The organism is Pseudomonas iridis (assembly GCF_017980685.1).
In the GTDB taxonomy this organism is placed as follows: domain Bacteria; phylum Pseudomonadota; class Gammaproteobacteria; order Pseudomonadales; family Pseudomonadaceae; genus Aquipseudomonas; species Aquipseudomonas iridis.
Window position 1 is genome coordinate 178567 of record NZ_JACXXO010000003.1, and the last position, 14301, is coordinate 192867.

Below are 14301 nucleotides of genomic sequence, written 5' to 3' on the forward strand. Positions count from 1 at the left end.
AAGATCGCAGCCTTCGGCAGCTCCTACAGGGGACGAGCCGATGCGTGGGATTATTGGCCGGAGGCCGGCATTGCCGGAATCGGCTCGGACGGCGGCGGAATGTCCGTCGGGTTGGCCGGTGGCGTGATGGTTTCGGTAGCCGGCGCAGGTTCTGCACTGGGTGCCGGAGCAATCGGGGTCGACTCCGCAGGAGGTGCGACCGGCTCGGAACTGACCGGTGCCGGTTCAGCGGGCGCAGGCGCGGTCACGGCCGGCTCAGGCGCTGGCTCAGGTGCTGTAACGGGAGCTGTAACAGGCGCTGGAGCGGGCTCTGCGGCCGGCGTCAGGCTCGCGGGAGCCACTTTTGCCTCAGGCACGCCCAGATCCGTCTTCGGCTTTTCCTCGATATGTGCAGCTTTCTTGGTTTCTGCCGGCAGAAACTGTTCGACCAGGGTAAAGAAGCGCTCATAGAACTTCTGCGCCGTCACCGTCTCGCTGGCGACCTTGACCATCGAATCGTCCGACGAGCCGATCGGCATCGATACCGACCCCAATACGCCGACGCCGAGGCTGGCTGAGTTGTTGGTCTTCTTCAGCGCATAACGATCCTGCAAGGCATTGGCGAACATCGTCGCGTGGTGCCCGGCACTGCCGTCATCGGCACAGACCACATTGAAGCTGATCTCCATGTGCGTATCGCCGGTTTGCTGAAAACTCTTGTGGCCACTGATCAGTTTCGAGTCGCTGCTGGTAATGATGTAGCCCTGACTCAGCAACGCACGACGCGCCGCTTCGCAACTGACAACGTCGGTCACCGGGTAATTACGCGAAAACGTACCGGAGTCATCGAAGCTCTCGTGCTCATACATCGGCTTGTCTTTCGCACAACCGGCAACACCGGCCAACAACAGCGCCAACCCGACAACACGCAAGGGAGTGGAAATCAACATTAAACATCCTGAGGGAAAACAGTCCGGGGCGTATTGTGCAACAGAACGCGCCCTCGCGGCGTAAGGATTAGTGTCTTGAAACGGTTACAAGCCTATCGACCCCAGATTGCGGAAAAAGGTCGCGTCGATAATTCAATGAAGGAAATCCAGCAAAATCCAGAATCAGTTCTCGGCTAAAAGCAACGACAGCACCACCCCAAACCGAATGGATAGTTACAGAAGAGAGCATCAGCCGAAAACGAGAAAAGCCCTGCAAGCGTAAACCTGCAGGGCTTCTCGGTCAGGCTGACCTTCTCATTAAGCCCCGGCACACAGCCCGGGACTTCTTGTACTACAGCTCAAACCGCCATCAGAACTTCTTGATGTCAGCCTGGCTCTCCAACTGCTTGCGATACGCCGCAAAGTCCTGCTGACCTTCACGCGACGCAAGGAAGCGACGGTACTGAACCTTCTCTTCATCAGTCGGCGCAGCCGCTTCGTTCACGCCATTGAGGCGAACGATCACCAAACTGCCGTCCGGCAACGTCACACTGGTAAACGTCGGTTTGTCCTTGGCAGCCGGTTTCGGCATGCGGAACAGTGCTTGCAGCACCGCCGGTTCAACACCTTCCTGACCACGCGTGGCCGCTTCGGTGGTTTTCCAGTCCTGACCGTCAACCGCTTTGTCCAGAGGAGCCTTGCCATCACGCAGATCAGCAATCAGCTTCTCGGCCTTGGTCTTGGCTGCAGCGCTGGCATGCTCTTTGGTCAACTGAGCGCGGATGGCCGCACTCACGCTTTCCAGAGGCAGTTGAGCAGGCTTCAAGTGTTCCTTGGCACGCAGCACGATCACAGTGTCCGGATCCAGCTCAATGGCGGTGCTGTTGGCACTCTCATCGAGCACTTCGGTGCTGAATGCAGCAGTGACTACGGCACGGTTGGCCGTAACCCCTTCGCCACCTTCACGGCCGAATGGCTTGGAAGTGTGAACAGTCAGCTTCAAATCTGCTGCTGGCTGAGCCAGGTCAGACGCTTCAAACGCGGAGTCTTCCAGTTGCTTGGTCGCCTCGACGAAACGCTGCTCGACTTGCGCCGCTTTCAAATCGCGGGTCAGCTTGTCTTTCAGGCTGGCCAGGGACGGCACTTCAGGTGCTTCTACACCCAGCAGCTTGATCAGGTGGAAACCGAAGTCGGTGCGAACCGGCTCGGAAACCTGGTCTTTGGCCAGCGAGTACAGCGATTTTTCGAAGGCTGGATCGTAGACACCAGGACCTGCGTAACCGAGGTCACCGCCATTGTTGGCCGAACCCGGATCCTGCGAGAACTCCTTGGCCAGCGCTTCGAATTTCTCGCCTTTGGCCAGACGCGCCTGGACTTCTTCGATCTTCGCTTTGGCTTGAGCTTCGGTGGTCTTGTCGTTCACTTCGATCAGGATGTGAGCCGCGCGACGCTGCTCCGACAGGTTGGCAATCTCTTTCTGATACGCCGCCTGCAGGTCTTCATCCTTGACAGTAACCTGGTCGAAGAACGAGGCCTTCTTCAGCTCCAGGTAATCGATGACGACTTGATCCGGAGTCATGAACTCCTTGGCGTGTTCGTCGTAGTAAGCCTTGACCTCATCGTCGGTCACCTTGACTGCAGCCGGATCGGCCTTGACGTTCAGGGTCGCGAAGTCACGGGTCTGTTTTTCCAGACGGGCGAAAGCCAGCACTTCGGCGTCGGTCACAAAGCCGCTGCCCGCAACGCCGGCACGCAGTTGGCCGATCAGCATTTCCTGAGCCAGCATCTGGCGGAACTGCATACGGCTGTAACCCAGTTGACGGATCACCTGGTCGAAACGCTCGGAGCTGAACTTGCCGTCAACCTGAAATTCAGGCGTCAGCAGAATCACCTGATCAAGGGCACCTTCGGAGAAAGCAAATTTCGCTTCGTCCGCACCTTGCAGCAGCAGCTTGCGATCAATCAAACCCTTGAGGGCTGATTCGCGGAGCATTTTTTCATCGAGCAACGAAGCGTCGAAATCCTTGCCCAGCTGTTGCATCAGTTGACGGCGTTGCATATCAACGGCCTGGCTGAGCTCGTTCTGGCTGATGTCTTCACCGTTGACCGTGGCCGCATTCTGGCTGTTGGTCGTAGCCTGGAAAATGGCCTCGACACCCGTGAACGCCATCAATACAACGATGATCCCGATAATAGTCTTGGCAATCCAGCCTTGTGAATTGTCCCTGATATTCTGCAGCATGCGTCCCCCAGAAACGGTTGAATTTCAATATTTAGGCAACCGTGGAGCGTGGGTAAAATCCGGATAGAAGAAAGGCGCATCCGAGGATGCGCCTTCTCGTAACTGGCGGAGCGGACAGGGCTCGAACCCTCGATCCCGGCGTTACAGGCAGCTGTTTCAGCGACCTGCTCTACCGCTCCGCTGCCAAGTCAGGCATAACCCCGACCCGGATGGGTAAAAACCTGAAAACTTAGTTAACCGCTTCTTTCAGTGCTTTACCGGCTTTGAAACCTGGTTTTTTAGCAGCAGCGATCTGCAGCGTCTTGCCGGTCTGTGGGTTACGACCAACGCGAGCTGGACGATCAGTTACGGAGAAAGTACCGAAACCAACCAGAACTACGGAGTCGCCAGCCTTGAGAGCGCCAGTGACGGATTCGATTACAGCGTCCAGCGCACGGCCAGCAGCAGCTTTCGGGATATCAGCGGATGCAGCGATAGCATCAATCAGTTCCGACTTGTTCACTCTAAGTCCCCTTATATCTATTTTGAGATGATTCTAAGTTTTTTGGTGAAAGCAAAAACGAGTGCTGGATGGCCTACAAACACTTAAGAGCCGCTTTATAACAAGGGCTCTAAAAAGCTGTCAAGGAAGCCACCCAGTCAAAAACGATTAATGCGTGCTAATTCTTTCCTTAGAGTCAGACTCACGTTTTTCATCCTTGGCAACTATCTCCGGAGCCACATCCGGCAAGGGCTCCGGCGCGTATTGCAGCGCAATTTGCAGGACCTCGTCAATCCATTTAACCGGTTTAATCTGCAGATCCTGCTTGATATTGTCAGGAATCTCCTTCAAATCGCGCACGTTCTCTTCCGGAATAATCACAATCTTGATTCCGCCGCGGTGTGCCGCCAGCAGTTTTTCCTTCAGACCGCCGATTGCCAGTACCTGACCACGCAAGGTGATTTCGCCCGTCATGGCGACATCAGCGCGCACCGGAATACCGGTCAGTGCAGACACCAATGCCGTGCACATGCCTACACCGGCGCTAGGGCCGTCCTTCGGGGTCGCCCCTTCCGGCATGTGAATGTGCGTGTCGCGCTTCTCGTGGAAGTCCAGAGGAATGCCCAGGCTCTTGGCACGGCTGCGCACAACGGTCAGGGCAGCAGTGATCGATTCGACCATTACATCGCCCAGCGAGCCCGTCTTGATCAACTGACCTTTGCCCGGTACGACAGCGGCTTCGATGGTCAACAATTCGCCGCCAACCTGCGTCCAGGCAAGGCCGGTGACCTGACCGATCTGATCCTGCTGCTCGGCCAGACCATAGCGGAATTTGCGCACGCCGAGGAAGTGTTCCAGCAGCTCAGCTGTCACTTTCACCGAGAAGCGTTTTTCCATCGCATGCTCTTTCACCGCCTTGCGGCAGACCTTGGCGATCTGACGTTCAAGACCACGCACACCGGCTTCACGGGTGTAGTAACGAATGATGTCGCGAATTGCTTCGGCGTCGAACTCCAGCTCGCCTTTCTTCAGACCGTTGGCGGTGATCTGCTTGGGCGACAGGTATTTGACCGCGATGTTGATCTTCTCGTCTTCGGTGTAGCCCGGCAGACGGATGACTTCCATCCGGTCGAGCAGCGCCGGCGGGATATTCATCGAGTTCGAGGTGCACAGGAACATCACGTCCGAAAGATCGTAATCGACTTCCAGATAGTGGTCGTTGAAGTTGTGGTTCTGCTCCGGATCGAGCACTTCCAGCAAAGCAGATGCCGGATCGCCACGCATGTCGCTGCCCATTTTGTCGATTTCATCGAGCAGGAACAGCGGGTTACGGACGCCCACCTTTGTCATTTTTTGAATCAATCTTCCCGGCATCGAACCGATGTAAGTCCGGCGGTGACCGCGAATTTCCGCTTCATCACGCACGCCACCCAGGGCCATGCGCACGAATTTGCGGTTGGTGGCATGAGCAATCGACTCCGCCAACGAGGTTTTACCCACGCCAGGAGGACCGACCAGGCACAACACCGGGCCACGAATTTTTTTCACGCGTTTTTGCACGGCGAGGTATTCAAGGATACGTTCCTTGACCTCTTCGAGGCCGTAGTGATCGGCATCGAGAATGTCTTCTGCGCGAGCCAGGTCCAGACGCACCTTGCTCTGCGCCTTCCACGGCACCTGCACCAGCCAGTCGATGTACGAGCGCACCACGGTGGCCTCGGCGGACATCGGCGACATTTGCTTGAGCTTGTTCAGCTCGGCAGTGGCTTTGGCCAACGCGTCCTTCGGCAGACCCGCAGCGTCGATACGCTTTTTCAGGTCTTCGATTTCGTTATGGCCTTCATCGCTGTCACCAAGTTCTTTCTGAATGGCCTTCATCTGCTCATTCAGGTAGTACTCGCGCTGACTGCGCTCCATCTGCTTTTTGACGCGACCGCGAATGCGTTTTTCGACTTGCAGCAGATCAATCTCGGCGTCCAGCAACGCCAGGACGTGTTCGACCCGTGCCGACAAATCGATGATTTCGAGGATTTCCTGCTTCTGCTCGATCTTCAGCGCCATGTGTGCAGCCATGGTGTCGACCAGGCGGCCCGGTTCATCGATGCTGTTGAGCGAAGACAGGACTTCAGCCGGGACTTTTTTGCCCAGCTGTACATATTGTTCGAACTGCGAAAGCAGCGTGCGCACGAATACTTCGGATTCGCGCTCGACAGCCTCGACTTCTTCGATCAGCGAGACTTCGGCACGGCAGTGCCCGTCGACTTCACTGAAGCGTTCAACGGTACCGCGCTGCTCACCCTCGACCAGCACCTTGACGGTGCCGTCAGGCAGCTTGAGCAGCTGCAGAACGGTAGCGATGGTACCTACGCGATAGAGAGCGTCTTCACCGGGATCATCATCAGCCGGGTTTCTCTGGGCCAGCAACAGAATCTGCTTGTCGCCCGTCATCGCAGCTTCGAGGGCTTCGATGGATTTCTCGCGCCCCACGAACAGCGGGATAACCATGTGCGGATAAACCACGACATCACGCAATGGCAAGAGAGGCAATTCGATGGTTGTCTTCATGATTTCGCCTCTACGGCGGCCATATGGCCGTAATCAGATGGAATTAAGCTTGAAACCAAGATGGGGGCTGCCTTGAAAAAAAACAAGCGCAAAGCGGATGTAAAAAACGACATAAAAAAAAGAGGCCCGAAGGCCCCTTCTTTATTCCGGCAGAGTGGACGCTTAAGCGTCCGGCGCTGCCTTGGCAGTCGGCTCACTGTTTTCGTAGATATACAGTGGCTTGGACTTGCCTTCGATCACACTTTCATCGATCACGACTTTGCTCACCTCGGACTGCGAGGGGATTTCATACATCGTGTCGAGCAGCACACCTTCGAGAATCGAACGCAGGCCACGAGCACCGGTTTTACGTTCCAGGGCACGTTTAGCGACTGATTTCAGTGCATCGGCACGGAATTCCAGATCGACGCCTTCCATCTCGAACAGCTTGGCATACTGTTTGGTCAGAGCATTTTTCGGCTCGGTGAGGATCTGCATCAGCGCAGCCTCATCCAGCTCGTCCAGCGTCGCGAGGACCGGCAGACGACCGACGAACTCCGGGATCAGACCGAACTTGACCAGATCGTCAGGCTCAACTTCACGCAGGGATTCACCGACTTTCTTGCCTTCTTCCTTGCTGCGCACTTCTGCGTTGAAACCGATGCCACCCTTGGTGGAACGGTTCTGGATGACCTTCTCGAGACCCGAGAACGCGCCACCGCAGATGAACAGGATGTTACGGGTGTCGACCTGCAGGAACTCCTGCTGCGGATGCTTGCGGCCACCTTGCGGCGGTACGGAAGCGACCGTGCCTTCGATCAACTTGAGCAAGGCCTGCTGCACGCCTTCACCGGAAACGTCCCGGGTGATCGACGGGTTGTCGGACTTGCGGGAAATCTTGTCGATTTCATCGATGTAGACAATACCCATCTGGGCTTTCTCTACGTCGTAATCGCACTTCTGCAGCAGTTTCTGAATGATGTTCTCGACATCTTCACCCACGTAACCGGCCTCGGTGAGGGTGGTGGCGTCGGCGATCGTGAACGGAACGTTCAGCAAGCGGGCCAGTGTTTCGGCCAGCAGGGTTTTACCGGAGCCTGTCGGGCCGATCAGCAGGATGTTGCTCTTGCCGAGTTCGACGTCGTCAGCCTTTTTGTCACGCTGGTTAAGGCGCTTGTAGTGGTTGTACACCGCTACGGCCAGAACCTTCTTTGCACGCTCCTGACCAATGACGTACTGGTCAAGGATGCCGCTGATTTCTTTAGGCGAAGGCAATTTATGCGCGCTGCTTTCGGCCTGGGCTTCCTGCACCTCCTCGCGGATGATGTCATTGCACAGGTCGACGCACTCGTCGCAGATAAAGACCGAGGGGCCGGCAATCAATTTGCGTACTTCATGCTGGCTTTTGCCACAGAAGGAGCAATAGAGCAGCTTGCCGTTGTCCTCGCCGTTGCGGGTGTCAGTCATTCGTTCGATCCAAATCCGATAGGCTTGCAACACAAGATGAAGGCTATTGCGGGCTTTTTCAAGCCCGCCGCTGATCAGACCAGCCGACCACGCCTAATTTGAGCTGCTTATTTTTACGCTGGGCGCTGGTTGATCACTTCGTCGATCAAGCCATATGCCTTCGCAGCTTCTGCACTCATGAAGTTATCGCGGTTGGTATCGCGCTCGATTTCTTCCAGAGTGTGACCGCTGTGCTTGGCCATCAACGTGTTCAGACGTTCGCGAATGAAGAGGATTTCCTTGGCATGGATTTCGATATCCGATGCCTGGCCCTGGAAACCGCCCAGTGGCTGGTGAATCATCACACGCGAGTTCGGCAGACAGAAACGCTTGCCTGGAGCACCTGCGGTCAGCAGGAATGCGCCCATGCTGCAGGCCTGGCCGATGCAAGTGGTCGATACGTTGGGTTTGATGAACTGCATGGTGTCGTAGATCGACATGCCCGCTGTCACCGAACCGCCCGGGGAGTTGATATAGAGATGGATGTCCTTGTCCGGGTTTTCCGCTTCAAGGAACAGCAGTTGCGCGCAAATCAGGTTGGCCATGTAGTCCTCTACCGGACCAACCAGAAAGATCACTCGCTCCTTGAGCAGGCGCGAGTAGATGTCATAGGCGCGTTCGCCACGAGCAGATTGCTCGACAACCATCGGAACCAGGCCGCCTGCGGCCTGGATATCAGAGTTCTGCTGAATATACGAATTACGGAACATGCTCTGCAGTCACTCCCAAATAGTTATGTCTTGAATACGCATAAGCCAGCTCGAGAGCTGGCTTATGTGAGCACTTCTTAACGCAAAAACAATCAGTCGGCTGTTGGAGCTTCTACCGGCTTGACCGCTTCTTCGTAAGAGACCGATTTGTCGGTCACGCTAGCTTTCTGCAGAACAGTATCCACAACTTGCTCTTCCAGCACAACCGAACGAACTTCGTTCAGTTGCTGGTCGTTCTTGTAGTACCAGGACACAACCTGCTCAGGCTCCTGGTAAGCAGAAGCCATTTCCTGAATCATTTCGCGTACGCGGGCTTCGTCAGGCTTGAGGTCGAACTGCTTGACCACTTCAGCCACGATCAGACCCAGCACGACACGGCGCTTGGCTTGCTCTTCGAACAGCTCGGCCGGCAGTTGGTCAGGCTTGATGTTGCCACCAAACTGCTGAACAGCCTGCACGCGCAGACGGTCGACTTCGTTGGACAGCAGAGCCTTTGGCACTTCAATCGGGTTGGTGGCCAGCAGACCGTCCATTACCTGATTCTTGACCTTGGATTTGATCGCCTGACGCAGTTCACGCTCCATGTTCTTGCGAACTTCAGTGCGGAAACCGTCGATACCGCTTTCCTTGATGCCGAATTGAGCGAAGAACTCTTCGTTCAGCTCAGGCAGCTTCGGCTCGGAAACGGTGTTTACAGTCACGGTGAACTCGGCGGTTTTACCAGCCAGGTCCAGGTTCTGATAGTCCTCTGGGAAGGTCAGGTTCAGAACGCGCTCTTCGCCCGCCTTAGCGCCAACCAGGCCTTCTTCGAAGCCCGGGATCATGCGGCCGGAACCCAGTACCAGCTGAGTGCCCTTGGCGGAGCCGCCAGCAAACACTTCGCCGTCGACCTTGCCAACGAAATCGATGTTCAGCTGGTCTTCGTTCTGGGCAGCGCGATCGGCCACTTCAAAACGAGTGTTCTGCTTGCGCAGGATGTCGAGCATTTTGTCCAGGTCAGCGTCAGCCACGTCAGCGCTCAGGCGCTCAACGGTGATGCCTTCGAAACCAGCAACGGTGAACTCAGGGAACACTTCGAATACGGCAACGTATTCCAGATCCTTGCCAGCTTCGAGCGACTTGGGCTCGATTGCAGGCGAACCAGCCGGGTTCAGCTTCTGCTCGACCACAGCTTCGTAGAAGGAGGACTGGATGACATCACCAACAGCTTCCTGACGAGCATCAGCACCGAAACGGCGCTTGATTTCGCTCATTGGCACTTTGCCTGGACGGAAGCCAGCAATCTTGGCCTTTTGGGCAGTCTGCTGCAGACGCTTGTTGACCTGGCTCTCAATACGCTCAGCCGGCACGGTGACGCTCATGCGGCGCTCAAGAGCAGTAGTATTTTCAACAGAAACTTGCATGGATATTCCTCGTTGCACAGACGTTAGCCGGCCGTTTCCGACCCCAGAATCAAGGGCATGCATTCTAGTGGGTCAAACTCAAGAAGTCACCCTACTGAAAACGGGTAAAAAAACAGCAGGCAATTTATAGGAGCCGATGCACGGATGCGTCGCGCCCCCGAGGCGAATACAACCAATCACGCCAGGGCTCTGCGCCGACCTCTTCTATATATAGAAGCGGCGACCAATCATTCCCTGACGGCCGACCTTGCAAGCAAGCTCGACGAGCAGCACAGCATCATCGAGCAACATAAATTCGACGAAGCGCCCTGGTCTTGCGACTCGAAAGCGGCAATCGCCGACTTTTCAAATCGCTAAAACAAAAAAGGCGCCAGACTGTTAAATCTGGCGCCTTTCGAAATATGGGGTGGACGATGGGGATCGAACCCACGACAACGGGAGTCACAATCCCGTGCTCTACCAACTGAGCTACGCCCACCATATTGCGTAACAAAAAAGCCAAATAACTTCTTTGTTGAACCTCACCAGCCCAAAGGCAGAATGAAGCTTTAATTGGTGCGGATGAAGAGACTCGAACTCTTACGCCTCGCGGCGCTGGAACCTAAATCCAGTGTGTCTACCAATTCCACCACATCCGCGGATGAAGCTTTTAAAACAAAAACGCCAGACCGTTAAATCTGGCGCTTTTCGAAATATGGGGTGGACGATGGGGATCGAACCCACGACAACGGGAGTCACAATCCCGTGCTCTACCAACTGAGCTACGCCCACCATATCGCGTTACTTGTGCCAAAGCTGCCTAATGGCGCACCCGGCAGGACTCGAACCTGCGACCATCCGCTTAGAAGGCGGATGCTCTATCCAGCTGAGCTACGGGCGCCTTATTAATCTGTACTCTTAAAGGACTACAAACTAAGTGCTTTCCAGTGCCGCGGAACGTTGATTCCGCTTTACCTTCTTAACCAGTGCTAGGCTGTGCCCGACAAGTGCGACGAATAGTATAGAGCGCTCCAAAGGTCGTCAAATCCTTTTTGAAAAAAATTCATTTAATTAAAGGAGTTAGGGGAATTAGCTGACCAAGCGCCTTTGCCCTCACCGCCCGACATGCGAGAATGCGTTCTCTTTTTTTCCCCTCTCGATGGTTAATCACGCGCAATGACTGCACAACTAATCGACGGCAAATCGATCGCCGCCAGCCTGCGCCAGCAGATCGCCAAACGAGTTGCCGAGCGTCGCCAGCAAGGCCTGCGCACTCCCGGCCTCGCGGTGATCCTGGTCGGCAGCGATCCTGCCTCTCAGGTTTATGTCTCGCACAAGCGTAAAGACTGTGAAGAGGTCGGCTTCCTCTCGCAAGCCTACGACCTGCCCTGCGACACCACTCAGCAAGCGCTGACCGATCTGGTCGACCGTCTTAACGACGATCCGGCCATCGACGGCATTTTGCTGCAGCTACCGCTGCCCGAGCATCTGGACGCCTCCAAACTACTGGAGCGCATCCGCCCGGATAAAGACGTAGACGGCTTCCATCCTTATAACGTCGGCCGTCTGGCCCAGCGCATCCCACTGCTGCGCCCATGCACGCCAAAAGGCATCATCACCCTGCTGGAAAGCACCGGTGCTGATCTTTATGGCATGGATGCGGTGGTTGTCGGCGCCTCCAACATTGTGGGTCGCCCGATGGCGATGGAACTGCTGCTGGCCGGTTGCACCGTGACCGTGACACACCGCTTCACCAAGGATCTGGCCGGCCACGTTGGCCGTGCCGATCTGGTGGTCGTGGCCGCCGGCAAGCCGGGCTTGGTCAAGGGCGAGTGGATCAAGGAAGGCGCGATCGTGATCGACGTCGGCATCAACCGTCAGGAAGACGGCAAACTGGTCGGTGACGTTGTCTACGAAACCGCCCTGCCCCGCGCCGGCTGGATCACTCCAGTGCCGGGTGGCGTTGGTCCGATGACTCGCGCCTGCCTGCTGGAAAACACCCTCTACGCGGCAGAAACCCTGCACGCTTAAGTCGGTTTTTTCGCAGCATTGGAACCCCGCCTCGTGCGGGGTTTTTCATGCGTGAGAAAAAACACTAACCGTTCGCCGGAAACCCCTATTTTTACAGGTCTTTTCACGAGATTTTCAGGTCATTCAAACAACCATCGACAGATGTTCAGCCATACTTCTAGAATGCGACGCTTTTAAGAAATAACCCGTTACAAACTAACGGAATATCCAACTTTTATGAGTTCGCCCGCGTGAAAATTCGTCTTTCGATTCTGAGCCTGTTTTTTGCATTTACAGGCGCATTCATCACGCCAACGATCAACGCTGCGGAAACCACCGCCGCCCCACGTGACGCTTCGAAACTGAAGATCGCTTCCGGCAGCGCCCTGCTCATGGATATGCAGACCAACAAAGTCATCTACTCCAGCAATCCTGACGTGATCGTTCCGATCGCTTCCGTCAGCAAGCTGATGACTGGACTGGTAGTGGCTGAAGCCCGACAGAACATGGACGAATGGATCAATGTCGATATCAGCAGCACGCCGGAAATGAGAGGCGTGTTCTCCCGAGTCAAACTGAAGAGTGAACTGCCGCGCCGCGAGATGCTGCTGATTGCCCTGATGTCTTCGGAAAACCGCGCAGCTGCAAGCCTGGCGCATCACTACCCGGGTGGCTACGCAGCGTTTATCGCGGCGATGAATGCCAAGGCAAAGGCACTGGGCATGACCAGCACTCACTTCGTCGAGCCGACCGGCCTGTCGCCGCGCAACGTATCCACCGCGCGTGACTTGAGCAAATTGCTGATAGCGGCGCAAAAGCAACCGTTGCTTGTTCAGTTGAGCACCACCAAGGAAAAAACCGTAGCGTTCCGCAAACCCAACTACACCCTGGGTTTTCGTAACACCAACCATTTGGTGAGCAAGGACAACTGGAACATCAAGATTACCAAGACCGGCTTCACCAATCAGGCCGGGCATTGCCTGGTGCTGGTGACGAGGATGGGCAATCGCCAGGTGGCGCTGGTGATTCTTGACGCATTCGGCAAATACACACATTTTGCCGATGCCAGCCGTATCCGCAGCTGGGTTGAGACGGGCAAGAGCGCCAACGTTCCAGCGGTGGCTCAACAGTACAAGGCCGATAAAAACCTCAAGAGCCGCCAGAGTGGCGTGGTTGAAGCCTCCAAGTAAAAGGCACCCAAACAAAAAGCCCCGAATCTTCGGGGCTTTTTTTCATCTACGCGCCTCAGTCGTTAGGCAACGGCATCTTGTCATCGTCAGGAATGCCATCTCCCTTGCTGGTATCGGGCGTAAGCCCAGGAGCTACCAAGGGCCGGGCCATTGGGTCGCGCATCGGGCTGTCCGGATCGAGCACTGGATCAACGCCCTCTTCAGGCGTCGTCGGCACGCTGTCGGGCTTTTGGTCATCGAAGCTTGAATCGGTACTCATACGCACCTCACATCAAGGTTTCAGATTGGCTAAAGGATCGTAGGGTTTGGCCGGTTTCTTTTCTTCTTCACCGGGCTCCACATCCAGCGGTGCCTTGGCGGGACCTACGGGATCAACTTGTGGATCGGCGACATCCGGCGAATCCGGATCAAACCCCAGGTCATCGCCTGAGGAATGCTCGGAAGAATGCGGGCCTTGCGGGGATCGAGAATCTGTCATGTCGCCTCCTTGTTCACCCGTGAACAACGGGTTGTCATCTTCAGAGGCCTGCCGGGCGCAGTCGTGCCCGGCAGATGACGAACGGAGACTCAGTGCGCGGCCAGTGCCTTACGCGCTTGCGCCGCTTCGGGTTCCTGACCGGCCTGAGACAACTCGTCGGCAGCCTTGAGCCAGCGCTGACGATCCACGTCCACAGGAATCTGCGCAGGTTTCTGGATCAGGATGGCCCAGCCACCAGACTTTTCGAAGGCCGATTCAAAAGCGCTGAAGCTCATCAGCTCGCGACGGTTCATACCCGCGCGCAGCAGCACTTTCTGTTTATTGCGGTCGTAACCGGAAAGAATCGCGTAACGCGGCTCAGCCCAGAATGCCGAACCTTCGCTGAACCGCACCATTACCGGGAACCCTGCGGCAACCTGAGTCAACAAGGCCGGCAAGCTCTTGTCCAGCGGATATACAACCATGCCGTATTCCCGGGCGAGGTTCTGGATGTTCTGTTGCAGCTTGTCCTCCGCACCGGGCAGGTGCAGCGGTTTTTCCAGCAAGCCCGGCGTGATGACGATGCCTTGCTGCGACAACAGACTGGCCAACACCTGCGGGCCGCTTTGATTGGCTTCGCCCCGATAGAACGTGCCGCTCAGCTCGACCCGTTCCGGCAGTCGCTTGACCTGCGGCGCGACAGTGCTCGCACACCCGGCCATCACAGCCGCGCATCCGGCCACCAACAGCGCCGCACGAATTCGAGAAAATACCTGCACCTTTGTCACTCTCTGTTCAGACGCCGGTCGTCGTGTTCCGGCAAGGTCAAGGATCATAGGACGCCGCAAGGCTGCGGTATAGCCTTAAACCG

Annotated in this window: 13 protein-coding genes and 4 tRNA genes; 3 read left to right on the forward strand and 14 right to left on the reverse strand. The window is 56.1% G+C overall.

The features are described 5' to 3' along the window. Positions 1 to 50: 50 nt before the first annotated feature. From IEQ42_RS08365 to tig, 7 genes are all read right to left on the reverse strand, one after another. Positions 51 to 929 (reverse strand): DUF2242 domain-containing protein, encoded by an 879-nt coding sequence (locus IEQ42_RS08365; protein WP_210703186.1) that lies wholly within the window; start codon positions 927 to 929, stop codon positions 51 to 53. Positions 930 to 1278: 349 nt separating this feature from the next. Beyond that, positions 1279 to 3150, reverse strand: coding sequence for a SurA N-terminal domain-containing protein (locus tag IEQ42_RS08370; protein WP_210703187.1), 1872 nt, complete (start codon positions 3148 to 3150; stop codon positions 1279 to 1281). A 229-nt stretch (positions 3151 to 3379) separates the two neighbouring features. Next, complete coding sequence (locus IEQ42_RS08375; RefSeq protein WP_008077714.1) at positions 3380 to 3652, reverse strand: HU family DNA-binding protein; 273 nt, start codon at positions 3650 to 3652, stop codon at positions 3380 to 3382. 147 nt (positions 3653 to 3799) lie between these two features. Next, the gene (gene lon / locus IEQ42_RS08380; protein WP_210703188.1) at positions 3800 to 6196 is read right to left on the reverse strand and encodes an endopeptidase La; all 2397 of its coding nucleotides are present in this window, start codon (positions 6194 to 6196) and stop codon (positions 3800 to 3802) included. 162 nt (positions 6197 to 6358) lie between these two features. Then, complete coding sequence (gene clpX, locus IEQ42_RS08385) at positions 6359 to 7642, reverse strand: ATP-dependent Clp protease ATP-binding subunit ClpX (protein WP_042559947.1); 1284 nt, start codon at positions 7640 to 7642, stop codon at positions 6359 to 6361. 113 nt (positions 7643 to 7755) lie between these two features. After that, positions 7756 to 8391 carry an ATP-dependent Clp endopeptidase proteolytic subunit ClpP gene (clpP, locus tag IEQ42_RS08390; RefSeq protein WP_042559948.1) on the reverse strand — a complete coding sequence of 212 codons (636 nt, stop codon included), beginning with the start codon at positions 8389 to 8391 and terminating at the stop codon, positions 7756 to 7758. A 92-nt stretch (positions 8392 to 8483) separates the two neighbouring features. Further along, positions 8484 to 9794, reverse strand: coding sequence for a trigger factor (tig, locus tag IEQ42_RS08395; protein ID WP_210703189.1), 1311 nt, complete (start codon positions 9792 to 9794; stop codon positions 8484 to 8486). Between the two features lie 144 nt (positions 9795 to 9938). Between tig and IEQ42_RS08400 the strand changes: the two genes are divergently transcribed. After that, entirely contained in the window at positions 9939 to 10151 is a 213-nt protein-coding gene (locus tag IEQ42_RS08400) for a hypothetical protein (protein WP_210703190.1), read from the forward strand. 45 nt (positions 10152 to 10196) lie between these two features. Here the strand turns inward: IEQ42_RS08400 and IEQ42_RS08405 are convergent. The 4 genes from IEQ42_RS08405 to IEQ42_RS08420 form a co-directional block, all read right to left on the reverse strand. Beyond that, positions 10197 to 10272: transfer RNA gene (locus IEQ42_RS08405), tRNA-His, on the reverse strand. Positions 10273 to 10347: 75 nt separating this feature from the next. Continuing rightward, positions 10348 to 10432: transfer RNA gene (locus tag IEQ42_RS08410), tRNA-Leu, on the reverse strand. A 57-nt stretch (positions 10433 to 10489) separates the two neighbouring features. Further along, a tRNA-His gene (locus tag IEQ42_RS08415) sits at positions 10490 to 10565 on the reverse strand. Positions 10566 to 10597: 32 nt separating this feature from the next. Next, positions 10598 to 10674 (reverse strand) — tRNA-Arg (locus tag IEQ42_RS08420). A 275-nt stretch (positions 10675 to 10949) separates the two neighbouring features. On the opposite strand from IEQ42_RS08420, the gene folD reads away from it, so the two are divergent. Further along, positions 10950 to 11804 carry a bifunctional methylenetetrahydrofolate dehydrogenase/methenyltetrahydrofolate cyclohydrolase FolD gene (folD, locus tag IEQ42_RS08425; RefSeq protein ID WP_210703191.1) on the forward strand — a complete coding sequence of 285 codons (855 nt, stop codon included), beginning with the start codon at positions 10950 to 10952 and terminating at the stop codon, positions 11802 to 11804. A gap of 230 nt (positions 11805 to 12034) precedes the next feature. Then, positions 12035 to 12973 carry a D-alanyl-D-alanine endopeptidase gene (gene pbpG / locus IEQ42_RS08430; protein WP_210703192.1) on the forward strand — a complete coding sequence of 313 codons (939 nt, stop codon included), beginning with the start codon at positions 12035 to 12037 and terminating at the stop codon, positions 12971 to 12973. A 55-nt stretch (positions 12974 to 13028) separates the two neighbouring features. Here pbpG and IEQ42_RS08435 read toward each other — a convergent pair whose 3' ends face one another. From IEQ42_RS08435 to IEQ42_RS08445, 3 genes are all read right to left on the reverse strand, one after another. Beyond that, on the reverse strand, positions 13029 to 13232 hold the full coding sequence (locus IEQ42_RS08435; RefSeq protein WP_150618319.1) for a hypothetical protein: 204 nt from the start codon (positions 13230 to 13232) through the stop codon (positions 13029 to 13031). A 12-nt stretch (positions 13233 to 13244) separates the two neighbouring features. After that, on the reverse strand, positions 13245 to 13451 hold the full coding sequence (locus IEQ42_RS08440) for a DUF6021 family protein (RefSeq protein ID WP_042560025.1): 207 nt from the start codon (positions 13449 to 13451) through the stop codon (positions 13245 to 13247). Between the two features lie 89 nt (positions 13452 to 13540). After that, entirely contained in the window at positions 13541 to 14266 is a 726-nt protein-coding gene (locus IEQ42_RS08445) for a peptidase C39 family protein (protein WP_210703193.1), read from the reverse strand. Positions 14267 to 14301: the final 35 nt, after the last annotated feature.